The organism is Flavobacteriales bacterium, from assembly GCA_025210295.1.
In the GTDB taxonomy this organism is placed as follows: Bacteria; Bacteroidota; Bacteroidia; order Flavobacteriales_D; family Parvicellaceae; genus S010-51.
This window is the reverse complement of record JAOASC010000002.1, coordinates 107,042-132,336: the sequence shown is the minus strand read 5'-3', so window position 1 is coordinate 132,336 and position 25,295 is coordinate 107,042. Positions and strand designations below refer to the sequence as shown.

Here is a 25,295-nt window from a genome sequence, read left to right as displayed (position 1 = left end):
TATTTAAAGTCTATTATTGATTGGTTGATGCTGATATGGTTGTTTTCGTTGAGTACACATTAGGTTCTGTCGCTCCACTAGGAGTACATTCTTGTGTACCACAATCTCCATTTGGACAAGCGACATCCCATTCAGGCGGTGTATTATTATTGGTACACCCTGTTGCTGGAGGGATATATGGAATAAAACTCCAATTACTCACCTGATCTAAAATTGCTTGATCACATGCTGCAAACAACGTGATTTTCCTTTTTTCAGAAGTTTGAGATACACCAGCCTCATCTAAATAACAGCAAGAGATAATTGCATGTTGAGGAAATCCTACTGTCTTTGCATTTTCAGTTGGATCTTTTGGTTCTGAATATGGGGTTGTTGTTCCATCATTATTCAAATAATCTCCATAAGGATTTGCCCCATACCCTGTTCCTGAATAAGTTGCAGAAGTCATATTATAATCATTAGAGGTATCGAAAATTTTCGAAGTTACCGTACGCACTTTAACAATACACTCTTCTACCACAGCATCGGTCATAGCTTCTAATCCCAACTCATTTATTTGCGTACCAGAAGCATCACACTCCTCTACAATTTCATAACAAGCCCCCTCTAACGCTGTTATTAATCTACTTTGAATTTCACCTCTTCTGCTTTGACAGCTTTCTTCAGCTCCTTCTAACGCTTCTCTAGTTAGCGTTAATAGACCTTGCTCTGTTAAGGATAAGTCTACCGCCTCTGGTTGAGGCTCAGGATTGGAGGGACTGCAAACAACAACCGTCTTTTTAGCTCCACTTATTTGCTGATAAAAACTAAGTCGTTGCCCTTTATTCCAGCTTTCGTGATAATAGTCATTCACCTCAAAACACGGTGAAGCACATAAACCTAAATCCTTATAATTACTTGCTATTTCTATCGCTCTTTGTGTTAAAAGATAATCATCATCATCTGCTATCGTTGGGTTATTATGGGCATTATATACAAAGTATTTAAACATCCATTCTGGTTTAACGATATAAGAATAATTCAGTTGATCATAACTTTGAGGATTAGGATTATTAGCATCCGTACATTCTGTAACTTGTTCTACTGTCCCTACTCCATTTTCATCAAAAGCCATCATTTTTGGTGCCATAGCTCCTAATGTAGAAACATCTGCATCTACAGCTGGACTTAACGAACTTACAAACAACTGATTGGCAATAACCGCTGATCCATGAGGAGTCGTTTTTTCATAATCTGCTGGTAAGCTATTAACATGCTCATCATCAATAATTTCGGCAAATTTGTATTTTGCGCAATTCATAAACAAATTAGGTAAACTAACAATAGCTTCTAATTCTGCTAAACTTAATTGTCCATCATCAGATTCATTAAACCTTCTCATCTTCCATGAAATGACAAAATCTAAAATGGCATTTCCACTTTGAGAGCCGTCTTGTGCATCATCGCTATCGGCATGCTGATTAGAAGGACTATTATCATTATCTCCAGAATCGTGTCCTTGTTGGGCATCATAAGCTTCCATGATACCTTCTCCCATATCCTCAAATTCAAAAGAGTTAATCATATCTACAGCTTGTATCCAACAGTGATAAAGCTCTTTACAATCATAGTTGTAATTTTCAGGTAATCCTGATGCTAAGATCACATTAGCCACATTAAAATGTTCTGAATCTTCGTATTCTAGATTTCCATCGGTATCCACTCGTTCTAATCCCCCAATTTCATTTTCTTCAGCGATATACCTATAACCACCAACCTCTGTTGTGTTGTCTGTATAATACCTAGAAGCCAACATATTGGTTAACATATACGCTAAACTTTCTTTAGTAAACCCAGGGGCAATCTTGGTTAACTCTGCCTGAACATCTACATTAGCTCCATAAGTAGCCTCTAGTTTATCCGTTAAATAAGTGATAAAATGATCGTCTACCAAGGTCTTTATAGCTGCCCAATTGGTATTTTGACTTCCTTCTGTAGGCTCTATATACTCAATTAAACTGGTTGCCGCACCTCTAATTGCTTCAACTCCTCCCGTTCCATCTGTACCTTCGCATACTTCGCAATATTCTATAGTAGGAATACCCACGGTTGTTGAACCACATCCTCCACAATCAGTAGAATTGGCTCCGTTTGTTATATCATCATTATTAGGACCATGATCTATGATTTCCAACCCTGTTGTTACAGAATAAGCCACTCCAAAATAAGGAGGAAAAACAAAATTTGCAGGTAAATCTAACGCGGTACGAAGTGCGCCTTGATCAGCTGTAGAATTTGGATTAGCCAATAGGTTAGCAAAATACCCTTCTACATCTGTTGTAGAATTAGGATTATCCATAAAATTACGAAAGTCTATTAAGTCTTGATTGTTATTAATTGCATCCATTTTATCGGTAATGGCCAACAATATCTCTTCTATTGCATCTGCTCTTACCAGGGCGTCTTGGGCAAGTATATTGGCATTAGTTTCTGAAAACACTTCTTTGGTAACCAAATACTCTCCTGTATTTAGGGTAAACGTTCCATCTGTACTTGTAATCGTTGTTGCACTCCCAGCTATGTCTGTTAATACTAATGGTTCCTGAGCTGTAATACTAAGCGCACTTTCAGCATTAGGTAAATCATATTGATTACTCTTATATCTTATTCCATTGGTTAAGTCTGTTAAATAAAATCGAACTTTGTAATTGCATTCTCCTCCACAGTCTGGACTTTCTAATTCCCCTACTTTATACCCCAATGTCACCCCGGTATTATCAGAAATAATTGCTATTCTTTTAGCACTTACAAACTTATTAAAGTTTAAAACATTTTGTGTTGTTACATTCTCTACAGTAAAAGCATTGTTGTTGTCATTTAATTCTAGAAGATTGTCGGTTTCATCAGAAATCAATGCTGTAGCAATTGTTTTTCCCTCTTTAGAGGTATAGGCTAATGAAATCACATCATTAGGATCTTTGGTAATTGTTTTAATTACAGACTCTGCAAGTGGCGCTTCATCTCCAAAGATTCGAATTAACTCTGCATCTGACGGACTTGAATACAACACTTTAGTGGTTCGATTACCTATTGCATGTTTTGCTCCTACTCCTGAACTTTCTGTTGCTCTTCCTGTACCATCGGTTTTAAAGATTGTTCTCGAATATGCATACCCTTCTGCATCTGCTACACCATCTGCTCTATCTCCATTGTAATAATTAAAAGCTGTGTTTGCATCTTTTATTTGAGCCGGATTATTGACATTAATGTCGTCATCATAGTCTTCGGCCGTATATACTGTTCCTGAAGAATTTTGGACAAAGTTTTCTTTATACCCACTTAAGTCTCCTGTAACTGGAACAGGCAATGTGCTTAGCGCTGGCCGCCCAGAATAATCACTTACAGTTTGTGAGATAATGGTTGTTCCTGTACTACTATTATACTGTTGAGCTTGACGCGTTCTTAACAAACCATCAGCATAGGTTATTCCCTCGCTAGTTCTTACACCTTGTTCACCAGTTTCATCTCCCTCTGTAAAAACACGTGTATAATTCCAGTTTTTCTTATCGTCTTGTTCTAACATAAAAAAAGAATAAGGTGTGACCCCCACTCCAAAATCAACAGTTTCTCCATTCATATGAGCATTAGACCATTCTCCATAATTATCTGAATTTCCAATTCCTCCATCATAATAGCTTCCTATAGGACGAACACGCCAAGTATACCACCCTCTTCCTTCTGCTACAATTAAATCAATTTCTTGTTTATAAGATTGTGTTTCTATACTCAAGGCTTTACTCCAATCTATTGTTACCGACTTGGCGACATTTGGGTTAACATTTGCAGGGTCTTCATTAAAAACTCTTAGAATTTGGATTTCATAATTAGGGTATTTATTCCCCGATGTATTCCAAGAAAAATGCACTCGTTTATTTCCCTGATTAGGTATTGGATCTAAAATAATATTTGGTGCATACTCATTATCACTAGCCAAACGAACTCCTATTTTATACGCTCTAACAAAAGTGGCTTTAAAACGTAATTTTTCTGCAATAAAAGCATTTAAAAAACCTGCATTATCAGACGATGAATAAGGCCCTGAACCCAACCCTCCATTGACATTATCTACCTTAATTTCTACAGCTGTATACCCGGAAAGCTCCTGAGTTAAATCAACTAAATGTAATTGTTCTGGTAACTGGGCATTAATTTCAAAATCTAACAACCTCCACATCGTAGGAGCATTCGTTCCACTATTATCAACTAATCGATACTGTATCGCTAAATCAACATCAAAAACATCGTTAGGAGATTCTAAAACAAAATCATCTCCTAAATCCAATTTTAAATATAATTTACCACTCGCTGTTCTTTCTTTAAGCAAAGAAATTGTGGGTTTATCTAATGCTAGACTATTTGCTCCCGTATAATCAAATGCAGCAACACCTGCTTGTCCTGATGTACTTTTTTTATCAATAAAGTAACGCGGGTTATCGATCATTATCCCTTCCACCTGGGCATAGTTATTCCATGCCACTATCGTGAATAAAATGAGCTGAACTATCTTTAATCTCTTCATCTAAAATGCGATTTTATTGTTTTCTATTGTCTATTAATTCAAAGCCATTATATTTTGATAGCAGCTTATTATTATTCGCTAGGACATAGCGAGTAGACCTTTTAAATTTATATGTTGAATTGGGGTTAACATCCAAATAAGTTGTCATCAGTTTTTTGATCTTATAATCATTACTATATAAAACCGTTGTACTGACAACCTTCTTCTGTTTTGTATTGTATTGATAACTCATTTCTTCTATCTCTACAATTCCTTCTAAATCCTCTTTAACGCGTAGGACGACCTGTTTGATTCCTTGAAGTGAATCTGTGATTTCACAGCTAACCAACTCACTGCTCAAAAGAAATTTTTTCCTTAACTCAAGAAAGTCATCGTTATAGCCCATTCCAGACATTTCTTCTGTTACTTTATCAGCTACAATTAACTTCTGAGCTGGTAACACCAAAAACATGTTTTCTGAATCTTTAAACAAGTTTCCTTCCTTAGAGAAAAAATGTACATGTTCTTTATTTTTATAGAGTTTTACTTCCGAACTGGCTAAATTCTTTTCCCAATCTATCGCCGTTGTTTTATAGTTTACATAAACTGTATTTTCGTTATTTATTTTTTGATACATTGCATCTTCGTATGCGATGATTTCTTTTACACAAATCGATGAATCAAACTGTGCAAAAAGAGGGCTTGTGATGGCCAGCAATACAACTATTTTTAACAAACTCTTCATGACTTATTTATTAATTTGTGGAACATTGTGTTGTTGTTCTTGAACTGTCTTTCTTCCGCGTTCTGTTTCTATGCTCTTTCTTACCAACTGCCCTTCTCTATTGTACTCATAAAACACTCCAAAGTGTTGATCGTCAAATTGTGCCGCCACTCGATTATCTTTAGTATAAACCGTACAATTCATTACCGCATCTAATGGCTGAATTCTTACATCATCGATGTAAACTTTTTCTTGAGCTCCTGGAGCGTGGTTATACATGATTCCAATATTGTATAATCCTGTAGGTAAATTTGATAGTTGATTACTCAAAATACGAGCTTCAAACAACGACCATTCTCCGGTCTGTGCAATTCTTTTAAAATCAAACGTTTGATTATTAAAAACAGCCTTTAAATTAGGGTTAGGATTCTTTAAGTCATAGTCATTCGACTGTTTACTCTTTAACCACAACTTCATTGTTAATCCACGACCTTGAACTGCTGAAGACAAATTATAGTTTTCAATTACATTTTGCGTTAAAGCGTAGGTTATTGCTAAGGAACGGTTTCCTGAATGGGCCTCTCCAGCAATAACACTAGCACTAGCATCGTTCTCGTAATCTTTAAAAGCAACTTCTTTATAGCTTGCATTTTGCGCAACTAGTGTCGGCAATGTCTTACTATAGCCAAAATGTGCTGTACTGTTGATATCCAAAACATCTTGTTCCTCAAGTGGAATTCCATTTGGAGAATATTTGTTGACTTTGCTTGCTGAAAACCAATAATTGTTGATTTCTTCTGAGTTTTCACCTTTAAAGTCAGTTCCTCCTAACCACGGGAACATTGCTAAAGAAGTTACCGCGGTTCCACCTCCATAGATATTGTGCTCAGAATTTCGAGAAGTTGGGTTGACCGAATGCTTCACTCCTGCTTTATCTCTAAAAACATAACTTCTCAATGGGTAATAATGGTTGTTTAACGTTGTTATATCATTAGGTTGAATACCATATTCTGTCACAACGTCATTAACATCATTTCCTGAGAACCAGCCTTTTTCAAGCACTACTGCAGACGCACTCACTACATGTTCAAATGTTGGAGAAGATATCGTACTTTGCGATAGGTTTATTGGAGAATCTCCATAAGTCACAACACTTCCCACATTGGCAGTTAATTGATTAGAATGGGCGTCGTTTTCTGACTTATGTCTTAAATCTTCATAAACCCATGATGCTGGAATATTTAATGCATAATAATGTGCATTATGCTCACCTGCATCTTTATTGGTATTGATTGTTTCGGTTTTGCCTTTATAACCATCATACGTTCTTGTTAAAACAGGATCACCAGTATGTTTATTGAATGCTAAATTCTCTGTTGTTTGCGTTACTCCATCTACTGTAGACGTTGTTGAGAGTAAATATGTTTTTTGACGCAATACTTTTGAAGTTACGTGTTGACTAAACTGATTTTCTGTATAGGCATAACTTAACCCTGAATTAATAGTAATGGGTGGAGGAATTGCCATAGTTATGTTCAAGTCCAACTCTAAAGAAAAGTCATTGGTTCGATCCTTTACACGTGAACGATAAAGTGTTAAATCTTCTTCATACCCAGGTCGCATTGTCCCTACTTCGAATTCATCGTCATTAGGGTCGTAAACCAACGACTTTATTTCATCTCCTAAGGCACTATAATTATACGTTGTTCGAGCGGTATAGGCCATTGGTAAATGTTGTTCTGGGTGATCCACATCATAATTACCTGCATAAGTTGATTGTGCTTTAGGCTTTCCATGCATATCGTTTAACTTAAACAAGTAACCTTGTGTAACCCATGCTTTATGAACATCAAAGCTAACGACACCTAAAGGCAGACTCATGTTAAATTTTTTATAAGTATCTTCATCCTTGTCTATTTTTGACTCTTCTCTAGTCATAGGATAGTCTTTTACTGTATGGTATTCATTGACCGCATAACCTGTTGTGGTTTTTCCAGAGTGGATATTCTTTACAATTACTCGGCTATACCCTATTGAAGCTCCAGGCAATAAGGACTCTCCTAAAGGTCCCTCAAACTGTTTACTGTTTCTACCTTTGGTAACTTTGTTTAACCATTTCTGTTTTTTAGGCTCTAAAAACTCTACGAGGGCATTTTCTTCTCTTCCTAAAGCTGGTTCATTCGTTGCAACACCACTACTCAACCCTGAGAACTCTGATAGTTTATAAATATACTCTGAACCGTACACCATTTCATCTCCTGTTTCAACCCCTGGATCGTACGACAATAAACGTTTTACCCTAATTCCTCCACCTTTTTTAGAATGGTAAGTTGGTAATTTAAAATAGGATAACGATGGATTGTAATTTTTACACACTTCATTTTTTTTGGTTGTAAATCCTCCTGAAATCCACTCCCCAAAGAAGTCAAAAGTGTTTCTTATCGCAACTTTTCGAGTTGCTACACGAAAGTTTTTTTCATCAAGATTAATCCCCTCATTATCTGAGTCAGAATTATCATTCGAAATTGATGAAAAAGCAGCGCCACTAGGAGCGTTCCCATCATTTCGATATGCTGCTGCCAATATATTTTCATCTTTATTCAACACTTCATCTTTTAAACTTTGATGGCGTGTTAAATTATCATAGCTATTACTGAGTAGTTTTTTATAGGCCAAGAAACGAGGTAATGTTTTGTCTTTTTTTACCTCATTATTCCCTAAACGAAGAAAGATTTGATCATCACTTTTATCTGATGGGGTTCCTTTATTATCGAGTACGACTTCAGAAACTGAAGTATAACCCGAAATATAATCTGACCCTGTATTATCTAAAGCCGCATTCCCATTTCTTAAATGGTATAACATTTTAAAATAAAGTTTTTGATGTTCATCAATAAAAGTGCTCTCTAATAAGTCTTTATAAGGTTCGATATCATTAGGATCTGTTATTCCTATTTTTTCTAAATCGATGTAATAAAAGTTTTGGTTATCATGATTCTCTTTACTGATATAGGTATTCCCATCTTCTCCATTGAGTTCTTGCTTAAGTAATGGGGTCATCACCATGGCTCTTTTATCTTGTACATTTAGGTAATCTTTTTGTTCATATTGAATATGGATGGCACCTCCTGATGGTAAAATAATTTGTTTAAGCTGCCATGCTGCAGGATCATAATCCTCTCCCCCTTCTATGGTCTGATCCAACCAAGGTTGCATCTTTTTAAACCGTTCAGATGCATTGATTTGATAATTCCCCCACATGTCTAATAAGCCCTGCTTATAATTTGGATTTTCAAGACTTGTAGCAAGTTCTGTACCGTTAGACTTTGTATAAACATCTGTTAGCTGACTATACTTATCTGTTATTGTTGAAGAATAATCTCTAAAGTACTCATATTTGAATTGATAAGGCGCTATTCTTGTCTTTGAAACTCCTCCACCCTCTGTCCAAACTTTCTTTAAAGTTAATTTTCCTGTTCCTGTTGCATCCGTATTGGGAATTCCATTGCACAAAGACTGATCGTATTCAAAATAGGTCACACTAATTGGGCGACTATAATCGTTTTTAGCATATAAAACGATTTTTTCTAATTTTTCTAAATGCTTACTTCCTTTATAAGTTTCGTTATTAGCAGCCCCATCTTTCGTTGCTAAATCATCTATTTCATACGCTGAAAGGCCATCTGGTCTTTCGGCTGTTAAAGAACCTTTTAACTCCTCACGAGCCTCTTCTGGCACACCAGCATATTCACGACAATCAGTCTTATTGGTTACAAAATAAGCAATATGAGTCTTCGTCTCAATAGACTCTAAATAATTGACTTCTTTTTTCCCTGATGACATACTCCCTGTTTGATCATTGGGATCTGTTAACCTCCCTCTATTGTAAAACAATCCTGTATATGGAGCTCTATACCTATAATCATTATGAGCTTGCCTGTAATTGAACTTTGTCCAACCACCAAAATCTCCCTCTGATGGTCCTATGATATTATCGGCATCAACATAGTCAAACGTTGTTGTATTTGTTAATAAATAGGTACTAGCATAAGGTACCTCTATTCGACTTCCAGATACGGTTTTATTTTGCAAAGGATTTTCAAATTCCAACTCAGAATAGGTGATATAATCAGCAACATCTGCTGTTACCCCTATTGTTAACTGAGTTTCTTCTGTTGAAAAAACAGGCAATCCATAGGTGCTTTTATTACCAGACTTATCAGTCACAGCAATTTGACCAATTAAATCTTTATAATTACTATTATTTTTATCGATGATTTCTTGTGAAATAACCCCATCCATTGTTCTAACACCTACATTTTCATCTAATGGGTTTGTTAGCAAACCATCTCCATCATAAGTAGCATACGCAATGTATGATGTTTGCTTTTCCTTAGCTTCATCCAATGTTGTACTCTGATATAAGTTATCTAAGTTTAGCTTCGCATTCAATTTTGTTCCCCCTACTGTAGCATGTAACAGCTCATCCCCAGTATAAGACACTTCTCCCCCCATATCTCCATTAAAACGCATAAAAGAACTTGTTGTTTGATCAAACTCTAAATCATTCTTAACCACCTCTCCATCAACTGAATTATTATTGTCGACCTTTCTCCAATCCATTGTTCTCGTCTTTTGAAATCCAACACCGACATCTAACCCTACCTGTAATGTTCCTCCCCATCCTGCTTCTACTCCCACTTGCCTTATATCTTGTTCATTAGTAATAAAACAAGGGTAAAAATGTCCTACCTTTTCGTGGTGCACTTGAAAACCTCCCACTACACCATTTCCTGTAGCAGAAAATAGATCTGCATTATTAAATGGTATTCCCAAATAATGATCATGTTTATTAAAAGTCGTTGCTTTTTCAATCTGATAATCTGCTTCAAGATTATCTTTACTCTCATAAGAAGATATTTGTGGGTTATGCAGATACCCATACGCTTCTTTAATTTCTTCTGCGATGTTGGCTTGAGCATTCATACTTCCTTTAACTCCTGTTTGAAAACCAATAGGACCATAAGGATTGATTTGCGTCGAATAACTCACATTATAGGCTGCACCTACATTTTTTGCTATACTGTATGGTACTGCTGGTGCATTGAAAGACCAAGAAGAATAAAAGCTTTGACCATACCTCCTACTTTTTCGGACTAATGAGTTATTCGATATTTTATTTAACTTATTGGCAAGATTTTTTAATGCCTTAATAACTTTTCCTTCTTTGTTTTTAAACTGTTTTGATAAAGCTGTAATTGATTTTGACAAAAAAACCAATGGCCTTATTGATACCCCATAAGTATTCTCACCTCCTGAACGATTCATATTTAAACTTGCCATCTGCATTGTACTAGCACTAAAACCTTTTACTGTTGAAAATCCAGAATAATTATTATAGCGAATTGCATTACTAAATGAGACACTCGTACTAAACCCATTCTCTTCTCTTCTACTACTTTCTTCATCATGTGTCATTTTGCCCCCCCAAGAAGCCAAATTAAATCCAAAAAAATTAAATTTTGAACCCGCGGCTTTAGCCTCTTCTCTATCCTCCTTTCTCTTATCTTTAGAATCATCTGCAGAATTATACTCTACATTAAAGTCAAAAGTAGACCCTGATGTCCAATTGGGCTTCACTTTATTGTATTTAGTTACTTTAACTCCATTAAAGTCATCTGCGTAACCACGTTTATTTCGATTAATTGCCCCTGGGTTTAACGTCCAACCAAACCCTACCCATGAGGCCTCTTCCTCAGGTGAAGCTCCTGAGTGGTATGACAACGACATGGAATATCCACCTCCATCTGGGCCTGGGACACTTAGAACAGGTAAGTTATAGGTAAAGTCCCCTGTAAAATCGTTGACCATATTGGTCGTAGCTACTGGTTCAAAACTTGCAAACTCAGGGGATGCTGCTCCTGATGTTAACGCCATTGCTGCTGTTGGCAACACGATTTGAGAAAGCATGTTTACTCCTACAAAAGCCATAAATGCTTTGGCATATCTGCTACGTCTGATTTTATTCAGAAATGAGGTGTTTTTCATTTCTAAATTACGTATTGATTGTTCTCTATTATCCTGTTTTCTCATGTCTTAAAATACAAATTGTGGTATTGATGTTAAGTCTTCTTTTTTGAACAAAAACCGATGTGTTCCTGTTCCAAATATTTCATCTTTATAAACGATTTTAGTATCGTCTTGAATGTTTTTTCTATTGAATACAAGTACAATATTTCGCTTTTTTTCTAGACCGTAAGTACTCTCCATTTGGGTTAATTCTGGCTGAAATTCTTCCTTTTCTGTTTCTAATTTGATATAATTTGAAAAGTTAAAATTCATGTTTTCTATTCGCTCTGCAAACTCCTCATAATTAGCTACCCCAACCTTCGTTACATCAAAAGTTTTTCCTTCATCTGGGGCGAATGTTAACATAAAAGTAAGTGAGTTTTCGTATGCTTTTTTTAGCAGTTCTTTTTCTTCTTTTGTTTTTACCTCTTGGGAGTTCTTTAGCTCTGTATAAGCTAAATAGTCTATAGGTAAATATTTAACACTTATTTTTAAACCACTTGTCGTTTGAGTTTTTGTTAATCCATTATCTGGATTTGCAATATATTTCATATAGTCGCTATAGTCATTCATCGTTGACTTACAACTGATAGCTCCCCAAAACAGTAACAGCACTAAACTCCAATGATATGTTGATTTTATTTTATTCACCGTTATATTTCTTATTGACATATTCCAACACTTCTTTTGTGATGTCCGAAGATGCTTTTACATAACCTACATTTTGCATTTGTGTATTGGTTATAATGATATCGAATGTATTCTCTTTACCGTATTTCTGAATATACTCGTTCAACTGCCCCATGACTGTTGCTGTCATTTTTTGATCTTCTTGTTGGGCTTTACCTTCAATCGTTTGTTGCAGTTGGATATATTTTTGTCTTAACAACATAAACTTCTGTTGATCTGCTACTATCTTTTCTTGATCTCCATTTATTGAATCTAATTTTATAGTATAGAGTAACTGGTCTAATTGACTTTTCAATGTATCTGACTCTTGTTCCCACTGGTTTAATAAATTGGTGTATTCTTCTGTTGCTTCTTTCATCCCATCAAATTCATAAACCAACTCTTCCATTTGAATCACTCCGATTTTTTTAGATGATGAATCACACCCCACTAGCAATAGAGCGAATACACTTAATACTATTGTTATCTTTTTTATCCCCACTTTCTTTCTTATTCTTTTATTATAAATTGTCCTTTTATTGTTTCTGTAGCTCCATTGTAGCTTAATTCTAACTCAAATTGATAAACCCCTTCTTGAATCCAAGCGTCTGCTGGTAGCGTCACGATATTACCCACTAAAGGTGATTGGTTATACACAAGCGTATTCGCAGGATTTTCTACTCGATAGATTTTGAAGTTAGCATTGTTTAATAAGTTGGCTACTGGTGTTGTTATTTCAATCGTTTCGATAATTTGATTGTTTGGAGTAGCCACCTGCATGTTTAGAATAAAAGGTTCGTTTGCCCCCATTTTCACCTGTAAATTATTAACACAAGCTTCTAAAAACTGCTCTGGAGTTGCATTTAAAATTAAACCTGATGCAACATTATCTGTTTCAAAGACACTGTTAGACAAATAGTAGGCTTGAGATTCGCCTGCTGGAATAAACTTCACATCACTTTCATCGACTATATTTCCATTATTGTCTACCGTAAATTGAACGGTCCCCTCTTCAACACAATCGTCATTTGAAGTAATGTTCATGTTATAAGTTCCTGCTATTGGTGATGGGGCAAAAGCTTGATCGTCGTCTGTTGAATAATTAGGATCATTTAACCCTCCTCCTGTTGAAGAACCTCCATTTGGATTCGCGTCGAAAGTATCATCGATACCATCGCCATCTGTATCGGTTCCTGAGGTATTATCTACATCGAACGCATCGTCAATTCCATCGCCATCAGCATCTGAACCACTAGCATTTGTTTCTTGATCATCGTCAATTCCATTTCCGTTAGCATCATTGGCATTCGTTACTGTGACTACCAAAGACTCATCATCCCCTCCATTCAAATCGCCTGTATTGACATAGAACCCAGCTCTAGATAATGTAAAGTTTTCTGTAATATAATCTTGTACTCCTACTGTCGTTGCAGAGAGTAGCCCCAAGGTATTTGTAGCAGTAGAGGGTAAATTAGCAGCACTTGGGTTGGGAGTCATTTCCCATCGGTTTTGACCTCCACTTACAGGTGTTCTCCATTGTGCAATACTTTGATAAGGTCCTTCGGCTGTTGGATAATAGAGTGTCAACTCTAAATTAGTGTTTAACTGATCACTTGTTATTTTATAATAATAATCTTGATTTAAACTTTGTACGTTAGGAGCTTTATGGTTAGCACTTAAAGTTGATGGCAAAGTGGTATTTTGAAAATTCACCTGAACATTTTGATTCACTGGTTCCTCAACAACCACTGGACGATATCTATACACTCCTTGCTGACTTCCCATTGGGAATAAATAAACCTGTGCATTACTCGACAACGCACGACTTAATGCTCCTGTTCCGTTTGTACTAACATAACCAGTTCCTCTTAAAACGGCTGACTCATCTGTATTTTCAACAAAAACAACATCATCTATTGTTGCCAATTCATTGTCATTCAATTGTAGGACATTTTTTACATATTGATCAATTAGCATCTCTTTAGTGGTTCCTGTCCCCTCTAATTCTAGATTATAAAAATGTGTTTCAGAAGTTCCTCTTAACTGTTGGTCGTTACCTATTAATGTGGTATTTCCCTCATCTGAAACATACAGTTCATTTTGAGCATTGTGAATCCAATCTAACTCAACGTTTATTCCTCCTTTATTTAAAAATTCTCCTTGAACAACGCTTCCTGTTGATTCGTTCCCTAACTCATTTAACACGTTACAATAAACATTTAAATTCGTTTGGTTTCCGACATATACACCTGCACCAAAATTCCCAAAACAACAGCCAAGAATTTCTTGATCTTCATCTATTTCTTCTTCATTACATCCTTTATTGTCTATTGTGACTTCTTTTGCAATTGTTCCGCTACAGATTACTTCATCTGAAGCATTATAAAAATGATATTGCAGTGTATAATTAGTGGTTGCTGTTGGATTAGCTACATAAGTTAAAGGTGTTGTTGTTGTAGATATTGTATTGGATGGTGACCAAGTAAATAAGTAATCATCATAATCGTTATTAGGCAACGTATTCACAGTCAGCTCCGTATAATCACCTGGGCAGATAGAATCTTGGCTTAGGGTAATTGTTGGCCCACATTTTTCATTTTCTATTCCGAAAGTACAGTAAACATTGTTAATAGGTCGATTAGCATACCTACTAGACACATCTACATATAGCTCTTTTGATGGGTCAGTTGGTATTTTATAAACCATTAACTCTTTATTTTTTGAATCCTTTAAGCGATAAATAATTTCGCTACCTTTTCGTTCAATTTCTAATACATCACCAGGAGTTAACGCACCTCCGTAATAACCTTGTAAACCATAATAATAAAAACTCCTATAATGTAATATGCTTGTATATGATGTTATATCATTATATTCAGCAAAGCCAATTGCAGAAAAATAATCATCTCCCTTAATTGGATAGATAATTTTCCCATCTGTATTTGCTGGCAATACATTCTTAGACAATGCTCCACTTCCCCATTGTGTTGTTCCTGATGATGTTAAAATATTGGTTGCTGGATCTAAAGTATAGTTTTGAATATTTTGCCAATTAACCTGATAATACGTTTCTGATTCAATTTCAAATGACTCACTAATTGCCTCTCCTTGCCCATCAGTCACTGTTAGTGTATAGGTACTTGCTTCTAAATTTGAGAGATCTTCCATTGTTGCTCCATTACTCCAGCTGTAACTCAACGGTGCTTTTCCTGTAACTTCAACATCTATACTACCTAATGTATTATCTGTTATATTTTGATGATGGATTTCCTCTTTTCTTATTGACAAATCGCTATCGAAGCTACAAATAATATTATTAAAAGCACTTCCATAATCAAATCTAGCAACATAAGCATACAGTTCTTCCGATGGATCACAATCTTTTTTATATAAAAGGTGTTGCGTCCCATCAATTTTATGTAGGCGGAAATACATTAAGCTATCTTCTCTATCAATAATGACTGTATCTCCTATTGATCTTTTGGTATAGGCAACTGAAGTAAAATTAAGGTAAACGCGCTGTGGTACATTACCATAGCCTGTCATAGAATTCTGACTACTTAGACCAATAACAGACCTCCTTTCATTGCCCAAATAAACATATTTTATTCTTCCATTAGTATTAGCGGGCAATTTATTGGTCGATATCGCCTCAGCATCCCATTTATAATAGGTTGTTTTAGTTAATTGATTTGATGCAGGATTTAATTTAAAGTTTTTATAGTCCCTCCAAACTACTGAATGATTTTCTTCAGTTCTTATTTTAAAAGACTTTGTCATTGACTCCCCCCAACCATCTGTTACCGTCAAACTATAGGTTCCAGCAACTAGCCCTGAAATATCTTCTGTTGTTGCTCCGTTACTCCAACTATAACTTAATGGCGCTTTCCCTGTAACTTCTACATCTATGCTACCTAATGTATTATCTGTTATATTTTGGTAATAAATTCTTTTACGAACAATCGATAAACCATCATCAAAACTACACATTAAACTATTTACTTTTTGACCAGGTTGATGTCCAGCAACATCTACGTACAACTCTTTAGATGGATCTGTTGCTTCTGTCTTTATGATATGCTGCTCTCCATTTAAATCGTGTAAACGATATAAAACCAGACTATCTAAACGTTCAATAATAATTGTATCCCCAGCTACTACAGGATAATTTACTGGACTACCTACTGCTTGGCCATCTCTTAAATATAAACGATGTTGAATACTTTGATAGGTAGCTTCTTCATTATACTCAGACAACCCTAACATAAAATATCTAATCTCCCCTCCAGTGTATACATATAACAACCTTCCATTTGTATTCGCTCGTAATTTATTGGTAGATAGTGCTCCCGCATTCCACCCATGACCTGTTGTTTTAGTCAACACATCTGTATTGTCTTCTGTATAATTCTCTAAATATCTCCATTTTACTGGGTAAGTATTCTCGGACAGCACCCTATATGTTTTCACAGCTACATCTTGCCTAGAATCCGTAACGGTAAGTGTATATTCTCCTGCCGTCAAACCACTTACATCTTCTGTGGTCGCCCCATTCGACCAACTAAAATTATATGGCGGATGTCCTGTAACAGTAACGTTAATACTTCCCATTACTCCTGTACCAATATTATGATAATAAAGTGAATTATCCCAGATTGTTAACTCTTCATCAAAATCACAATAAACATGGTTAACCGCCAAGTTGGGGTAATAGATAGACAAATCAACGTATAACTCTTTTGATGGATCCGTCACTACTGTTCGCAGATGAACATTGTTTCCATCCATATTATGTCTCTCATATTTTATACTATCTCCTTCTCGAGACACAATTAAAGTATCTCCAACATTTAGACTTCCATAAGTTCCTCGATTAGCTCCTGATTCCCATATTTTAAGATCTCCATAACAATAATACATTGCATAGTCAATACTATTACCATGCGCCTCTTCATTATATTCAGCAAGGCCTACCATCATTAAGGTTTCTGTCCCTTTGATTACATAGGTCATCTTTCCATCGGTATTGGGTCTTAATTTGTTTCTAGATAAAGCTCCTCCATTATTCCAAGACCATCCAGAAATCTTTTTAATCTCTTGTTGTTGTATATTAAGAGACGATACATTTTTCCACGATACCTGATACTGCCCATAATTAACTTTAGCTATTATGACTAGCAATAATATTACTATAAGAAATCTTAATTTTTGCATCTCTTTATTGTTTATGATATTCTGCTTGAACTGTATTTGACAATCTTCCCTGATTATCTTCTAAGTATACCTCTCCATATAGATCACCAACATTGTTGTACATTCCTAAAACCAATTTTATTTGATTTAATGTTCTACTATAAGTTATTGCTCCATGGATTTGATTATCATCATAAACAACATTCCCGTTAAGCACATCATTTGAATTTTGGGCTCTTCCCATTTTATAGTGTATTTTGGCTATATCTGCCGTATCACTAAGTATGATATACATTTTTACTAAACCATTGAGCTCCCCCTGGTGTTGTAATAACTCTGTTTTATATTGAATTATCATAGGGTCTTCTTGCATTGCAGGATCATTTAACATTACTGAATCAAGCATTTGTAAATCATTATTATTCATAACTCCATTATCTACCTCCTCTACAGAAATGGATAATGAGAGTGGTGTAGAAATTGTTACCTGTGAACAATACTGAAGCTGTATAAAAAGCAATAAAGAAACTAATATTAGTGTTTTCATAATTTTTGGTATTATAACATAAGTGTAACCATAGCTAGCGATTTAAGGTATACACCTATCGTTTTTTCTATTTAACGGTCATTTTTTGACGATTTTTGTGCAATTAGACTCTCTTTACAAAAGTAGCTTTCACTCTTTACCACACTAATCTGGTTATCAACAATATACACCCACAAACAAAGATTCCTCTCCATAAACGACCACTTAATTGTTAACAAATCTAAAGCACCTCCCAACAAACACTTAGAGCTTAAGTATTATAGAAAAACAGCACTAAACAAGTTGTTCGCATAACATTTACAATCTGGTAAGAAAAGTCTATCTGAACACCTTAATTTTATTCCGTTATAAAACATTCAGAACAAAAAAAAGCCAGTTGCTTTTGATAAAACAACTGGCTTTAAAAATTTCTATTTTTACTTAATAAGAGTGTTAGCTCTTTATCAGCTTAACTATTTTAGCTCTATTATTATCTATTGTTACCTTAACAAAATAAACTCCTGCAACTAAACGGCCAACATCCTGAGTATAAACCAACTCTTCAGGCGTAGCATTTAATATTTTATGACTTAATATTTGTCCACTAATATCAATAATTGAAATAGCAATTTGCTCTCCACGTACTTGACCTAACTCAACAGTTAAGAGGTCTCTAACTGGATTTGGATACACAACCATATTGACAACCTCTTCTAACTCTTCTTCTACTCCTACTACAGCTGGAGTAACCTCAAATACTAAGGTATCGTTATTACAATTTCCGTATGCAATCAATGTAACAGTATAAATACCAGTAGTTGCATATACATGTGTAGGATTCATTGCTTCGCTTGTTGTACCGTCACCAAAGTTCCATAAATAACTATCAGCATTAATCGATGTATTAGAAAACGAAGCGGTAACAAAGGAGATTGAACTATTAGCACTTGCAACTGTTTCTGGGTTAAATGCAACGTCAATTGTATCGGTATATGAACCACAAGCATCTGTTACTGAAACAGTATATTCCCCGATATCATTAACAGCTATTATTTGACTTGTTTCTCCCGTACTCCATAAATAAGCAACACTGCCTGACGAAGCTCCAGCATTTAATTCTATAGGAGAATCACATATCCAAGCTACATCTGAAGCAAAAACATTTTCATTGGTTAAAATTTCATCTGCTCCAATTGTTGGAACTGTTGACCTAGCATTTCCATCTACATCAGACATTACATAACTCACTGGTAATCCCGCCACTAAAACTGAACCGCTACAATCAGTATGTAAATCTGTCGTATCGTTAACATAGGCTGGATCAGCATAAAAAGAATGTGTATCATAACCCGTTATTGAAGACCATTGTGCTAATCCATTAGTTATATAATCTGAACTTGAAAAATTATTTCCTATAGTATCAAATTCAAAAACATTGTAATCTAAATTAATAGTGTAAGCATTCCAAAAATCATAAACTGTTCCCGCTCCTCCATTATTGATTGAAAAAATATTATTGTAGGCATCTACCTCATTGACATACGACAATCTTAAAGCAGCTATATTTGAAGGTGAACTCGTAGAGTTATGAATTACATTTACCTTACTTGAGTTCTCGATTAAGACACTATAATCTGTACCTGAAATAAAGTTGTTGGCAATCAACCCATCAGCATCTATGAAATTACAATTTGAAAGGTGTACTCCATACATCTCATGTTCTGAGTATAATTTATTGGCAACAACTTCCATATATTTTTTCACATTATAGGCATAAAACAATTGCGCATTACCAGTTGCTTTTGGCGCCATTAATGTATTATTTCTTACATAATAGTTATGTCCTCTATTTAAATAAATTCCATATTGATCTATACTACTAATTGTATTATGCTCAATATAAAACCCTTCTGAGATTCCTTCACTACCTCTAATTTCTATTCCTTTTGCTAAAGTATCATTATTAGGACTTATTGTATTGTACTGAATATGACAGTCTGTACCTATTCCATCTACATAAACCCCTCTATTGTGTGCTATAATATCATTATGTTCAATCCATACGTTATGAGTTCCTCCATAGTCGGCTTCTACTTTTATCCCGTCATATCCTTTAAATGTATTATTTTGAACCCATACATTTAACCAATCTCCATAATCTGATTCTAAGTCCAATGCTTCTCCATAGGTATTGTCAGAAATACTATCACAAATAAAAGAAGAGTTGGTTACCCAAATAGAATCTCCTACTAAATAGTTGGATTCAATTTCTGCTACCTTTCCTGGTAATAAACGGGTACAAATTGTAGAATCCAACACAAAATTTCTCAACCCTCCATCATAGGTCTCAACATCTAAAACGTAACTATTTTTTGAAGTTAAAGTTGAGTTTCGAACAGAACAATTATGAATATCATCATCAGAATCTAGATAAAGTGCTTTGCTGTTTGCCCAAACATCACAGTTGAAAATATGGAAATTATGAAATGCTGCATCTGAACCATACAATCGTATTCCTGAAGAGTGATCACTTCTAAAAGAAGAGTTAGAAATCGTCCAATTTCTTGCCACATTATCATCAAAATAAGTGTTGATGGCATTGCTTCCAGTAGCGTGCACTGTACAACTGTCAATTAAAACATTATTACTATAAGTATTCCCCTCAAGGTCGATTCCTCCATACCCTAAAAAGCTTGAATTAGTAATGGTAATATTATTTAGAATATAATCAGAATTATAAAGGTCTAGTGCATAACTTGCATTCATTGTATCAGTCCAAAAGTGAGAGTGATCAACAGTAATATTTTCAATTTTTTGATCTCCATCAATATAAAGACCTTTTGAGGTTTCACTCATTATTGAATCATTATAAAAATAAGCGTTCTCTACTAAAAAATCACTTTCTAATCGCATTCCATAACCATCTGCTCCATAAGATTTTGTATTGGTTACTTCTATATTAGTTACACCAGAATAGTACCCTCTGATTTTAGCTCCGCTTCCTGATGTTGAATATAAAGTCGAATTATTGACAGTCACACTATCAATGGCTTCATTACTTGTTAAATCAAACGCATCTTCTCCTACTGTAATCGTAGTGCTTTCAACATTTGTATTTCCTATTTTTCCAGCATAACCTCTTATATGTAGTCCATCAGCTGTAGATAATAGTGTTGAGTTATTTACAGTAGTATTTAAGACATCGTATTCTGAGTCAATCCATACAGCATCTTCAAAACTTGACACATAAAGGTTGTTTATTGTAGTGTTATGAATATCTAATTGTGCATCAATATATATTCCACTACCATTTACAGACACAACACTATCATTCTGACTGGTAAATAAGTTTAGGTTCCCCTCACAATCAATTCGTAAAGAGTGCATTGTATTATTAAACTTATTCCCTGACAATTCAAAAGCACTCACTTCATTTACACTTGACAGATTAAAACCGTATTCTGTATTAAAAGTGTTACTATTTAAATTGATACTCTCAACATTCACATCTCCACTTTCGACATAAACACCATAAGCCAAAGCTCCTACAAAGTTATTCTGTAAAAACTCTACACTTTTTACATCGTGCATATACAACATTGTATCTGATGCAGCATTTTGAAATGAGATATTTTTGAAGTTAATATAACTCACACTATCGGTATAAAAGTTAAAACCAGAAGCGACGCTTATTTTAACTGCTGAGCTATCTGCACTTTCACTTTGATAAGTTATTGTATTCACATTGGATACACCTGAAACGAAATTTTGTACAACATTTTCGTTATAAATACCGTCTCTAATATTTAAGGTTACTGCTCCAGATATACCTTGGTTTGACAAAGCATCTGCTGCTGTTTGAATTGACGCAAAATCTGGTGCTGTTCCTCCCACTGTATAACTCCCAGAATACTGTGCTTTAGCTGAGCTAAAAAACAATAACCCTGCAAACAACAACGTGGATAAAGTCATGTAATTTTTTTTCATAATTAGGATTTTTAATTTAGCGCAAAAGAAGTACATAACCTTGACAAAAACAACTATTTCCCAACTTAAAGACTTTATTTTTTCCACAAAAACTTTTCACAAAATAAATGATTCCCCAAAAGCAATAAAGACACTTGTTTAAAACAAGTGCCTTTATTCTTTTACAAATTATATGAGGTTATTTTATACCCAATTTCTTTTGTAGTTTTTTATTGATTGCATCTTTATGGATTAAGATATTCATTGTTTTATATCTAGCATAAGGAAATGATGCGTAAAAGTATCCATCGCATTCATTACTTTTTCCCCAAGAGTTTTTAACGATAAAATATTTTGTTCCGTTTTGGTCTTCCACTAAACCAGTAACATGCATTCCATGATCATCAGTTGTTTCTTGGTTATCGAAAGCAATCTGACGTTCTTCTTGAGTAACAATACGCTCTTTTACAGGAGTAACAAATGCGTTACTAATTTTCTTTGCTCCTGCATCACTAAAGTGCTTATTATCTCTTCCTTCTCTTTTGATTGTTGATTCATCTTCAGGTAAGATTGCTAAAGCATCTCTATAATTGAATCCTTTTTCAGAGACATCAGCTCCCCAAGCGAAAGTATAACCATTTTTAATCGCATCTTCCATTACTTGCATAAACTCATCTAAAGGCAAGTTATAACCTGATTGCATCGCCCAGTTATCTTGTACCTCTAAAACAAATTGAGAATAAAATGGGTGATGTGTATACGATGTTAAAGAAACATAATCATCCATGTTTAACCCTAAAGATTCTGAGTATGATTTTGGTGTATACTCCTTTCCTTCATAAGTAAATTTAAAATCCTCTACATTATCTGGCAAGTCTCCTAAATAAGCATCTAAAATACCTGTATAAGCCTTTTTCCAAACAGGCGTTAAGTGATCGTTTTGTGGTTTTTTAGCCAATTCTTTTACAGTAGCTCCTAAAATTGCCTCCATTTCTGCATGGCGATGAATGGTATCACCATAATTTAATCCCTTATAAACTTCTTCTGGAACAATACCATATCTTCTAATCACCCATGGAATATCGTGAAATGCACCACCTGGTCCAAATGTAAATGTTCCATACATTCTTAAGAAGTTTTCTGCTTTACCAATGTATGCATTACGAGCAATAAACATCTCAGACAGATTATGCTTCCCGTGACCTAACCTTAAAATTTCTGATTCGAAAAACGATAATGAAGAAAAACTCCAACATGTTCCTGTTCTTCCTTGGTTTTGGACATCTGTGGCTTCTAAGTCTTTTATTACTTTAAACTTATACTCACTTCCTTCCTTATTAGTCTCAAACTTCTCCTGCCCAAGTGCTAGTACACTTGCCGACATGAAAACTCCAACTAAACCTTGCTTTAAAATTGCTTTCATTTCTGTTGTTTATTATTTAATTGTGTATGTAGTTCCTTCTTTACTGTCTTTTAGCTGTACACCCAAATCGTTTAATTGATCGCGAATTTGATCTGACAATGCATAATCTTTATTTTGCTTAGCCTCTTTTCGCATATTAATCAACAATTGGATCGCTCCATCTAATACTCCATTATCATTTTTATTTTCAGAAATTAACCCAAAAACATCTTCAATAAAACCATTAAACGTAGCTTTTAATTCATCAAATACTTTTTCTGACAAATCAATCGCATTACTTGTAATCATTTTGTTGATTTTGTTGACCATTTCAAACAATACAGCGATTGTTTTTGGTGTATTAAAATCATCATTCATATTCGCATAAGTAGCAGCAATTAAATCCAGAACTTTTTGTTCTTCTGTTTCAGAAATTGTGCCAGACTTATATTCTAATTGATTCAAAGCTTTCTTCGCCTCCATTAACTTGTTAAAACCTTTCTCTGAAGCATTTAAAGCCTCACTAGAAAAATCTAACACACTACGATAATGAGCTTGTAGCATAAAAAATCGTACTACCATTGGAGAATATGCTTTTTCCAACAGATTATTCTCTCCACTAAACAGTTCATGAGGCAACAGTGTATTTCCTGTCGACTTGCTCATTTTTTGCCCGTTCAAGGTCAACATATTCGCATGCATCCAATAATTTACTGGACTAACTCCATTACAAGCTTTTCCTTGTGCAATTTCACATTCATGATGCGGAAATTTTAAATCAATACCTCCACCATGAATATCGAACTGTTCTCCTAAATATTTGGTCCCCATTGCTGAACACTCTAAATGCCAACCAGGAAAACCTTCTCCCCATGGAGAATCCCAACGCATAATATGTTCAGGTGATGCTTTTTTCCACAAAGCAAAATCTTGAGGATTCTTTTTTTCTGACTGTCCATCTAATTCTCTAGATCCAGCCATTAAATCTTCTATATTTCTTCCAGAAAGTTCACCATAACCTCCCCCTTCTTCATTGTATTTCTTAACATCAAAATACACAGAGCCATTAGCCTCATAGGCTAAACCTTTGTCTAAGATGGTTTTCACCATATTGATTTGCTCAACAATATGCCCTGTTGCAGTTGGTTCTATACTTGGAGGAAGCGCATTAAATTTACGCAATACATCATGAAAATCCAAGGTGTATTTTTGAACGATTTCCATTGGCTCTAATTTTTCCAAACGAGCTTTTTTAGATATTTTATCTTCACCTTCTTCAGCATCATCCACCAAATGACCAGCATCAGTAATATTTCTTACGTAGCGAACATTGTATCCTAAAAACTTAAAGTAACGTACTACATTATCGAAAGACAAAAATGTACGACAATTTCCTAAATGGACGTAGCTATAAACTGTAGGTCCACATACATAAATACCTAAATTGGGTTTACTAACTGGTTTAAATTCTTCTTTCTCTCCATTTAGAGAATTGTATATAAAAATCTGGTTAGAATCAATTTTACTCATTGTCTGTTAAATTCGATGTGCTGTTAATGTGATTTAAAAATTCTTGCTTCACCTGAGGATCTTTAAAACGTCCTCCATATTCTGCTGTTACGGTACTACATTTAGAGTCTTTTACTCCCCTCATGTTTACACACAAGTGTTTTGCTTCTATTACGCAACAGACATTTTCCGTGCCTAAAACAGCTTGCATTTTGGCTACAATTTGTCTAGTTAAGCGCTCCTGCACTTGAGGTCTTTTCGCAAAATATTGAACATATCTATTGATTTTAGATAGTCCTACCACATTTTCTTCAGGAATATATGCAACATGCACTTTTCCGATAATCGGTACAAAATGATGTTCACAATATGAATACAATTCAATATCTTTTTCTACCAACATTTCATTATACTGGTAAGTATTTTCAAACAAAGATGTAGATGGCTCATTAGCTGGATTTAATCCACTAAAAATTTCCTCTACAAACATTTTTGCTACACGCTCTGGTGTTCCGGCCAAACTATCGTCTGTTAAGTCCAACCCTAAAACATCCATTATTTTTTCAAAGTGCTCTGAAATTTGTGTTATTTTTTCAGCATCACTCAGATCAAAAGCATTCTCCTTTATAGGCGTTTCTAAACTTGTACCTACATGATCATCACCCTGCTCTTGTATATATCTCTTTTCTGACATTAACTT

The 25,295-nt window shown here is 34.9% G+C and carries 11 protein-coding genes; all 11 read right to left on the bottom strand.

The window, feature by feature from the left end; translation table 11 throughout:
- Nucleotides 1–13: 13 nt before the first annotated feature.
- Nucleotides 14–4,558, bottom strand: a complete 4,545-nt coding sequence (locus tag N4A35_00905) for a hypothetical protein (protein ID MCT4579947.1) — start codon at nt 4,556–4,558, stop codon at nt 14–16.
- A gap of 13 nt (nt 4,559–4,571) precedes the next feature.
- Nucleotides 4,572–5,282, bottom strand: a complete 711-nt coding sequence (locus N4A35_00900; GenBank protein MCT4579946.1) for a hypothetical protein — start codon at nt 5,280–5,282, stop codon at nt 4,572–4,574.
- A gap of 3 nt (nt 5,283–5,285) precedes the next feature.
- Nucleotides 5,286–11,354, bottom strand: coding sequence for a hypothetical protein (locus N4A35_00895; protein MCT4579945.1), 6,069 nt, complete (start codon nt 11,352–11,354; stop codon nt 5,286–5,288).
- A gap of 3 nt (nt 11,355–11,357) precedes the next feature.
- Nucleotides 11,358–11,981, bottom strand: coding sequence for a hypothetical protein (locus N4A35_00890; GenBank protein ID MCT4579944.1), 624 nt, complete (start codon nt 11,979–11,981; stop codon nt 11,358–11,360).
- A complete protein-coding gene (locus N4A35_00885; GenBank protein ID MCT4579943.1) occupies nt 11,974–12,501 on the bottom strand; it encodes an OmpH family outer membrane protein in 528 nt (175 codons plus the stop codon). Before N4A35_00885 ends, N4A35_00890 begins: the two co-directional genes overlap by 8 nt.
- A gap of 8 nt (nt 12,502–12,509) precedes the next feature.
- A complete protein-coding gene (locus N4A35_00880; GenBank protein ID MCT4579942.1) occupies nt 12,510–17,213 on the bottom strand; it encodes a hypothetical protein in 4,704 nt (1,567 codons plus the stop codon).
- A gap of 4 nt (nt 17,214–17,217) precedes the next feature.
- Complete coding sequence (locus N4A35_00875; GenBank protein ID MCT4579941.1) at nt 17,218–17,739, bottom strand: hypothetical protein; 522 nt, start codon at nt 17,737–17,739, stop codon at nt 17,218–17,220.
- 432 nt (nt 17,740–18,171) lie between these two features.
- A complete protein-coding gene (locus N4A35_00870) occupies nt 18,172–21,705 on the bottom strand; it encodes a right-handed parallel beta-helix repeat-containing protein (GenBank protein MCT4579940.1) in 3,534 nt (1,177 codons plus the stop codon).
- Nucleotides 21,706–21,883: 178 nt separating this feature from the next.
- Nucleotides 21,884–23,107, bottom strand: coding sequence for a C1 family peptidase (locus N4A35_00865; protein ID MCT4579939.1), 1,224 nt, complete (start codon nt 23,105–23,107; stop codon nt 21,884–21,886).
- A gap of 12 nt (nt 23,108–23,119) precedes the next feature.
- Nucleotides 23,120–24,616, bottom strand: coding sequence for a cysteine--tRNA ligase (gene cysS / locus N4A35_00860; protein ID MCT4579938.1), 1,497 nt, complete (start codon nt 24,614–24,616; stop codon nt 23,120–23,122).
- On the bottom strand, nt 24,609–25,289 hold the full coding sequence (gene folE, locus N4A35_00855; protein MCT4579937.1) for a GTP cyclohydrolase I FolE: 681 nt from the start codon (nt 25,287–25,289) through the stop codon (nt 24,609–24,611). Before folE ends, cysS begins: the two co-directional genes overlap by 8 nt.
- Nucleotides 25,290–25,295: the final 6 nt, after the last annotated feature.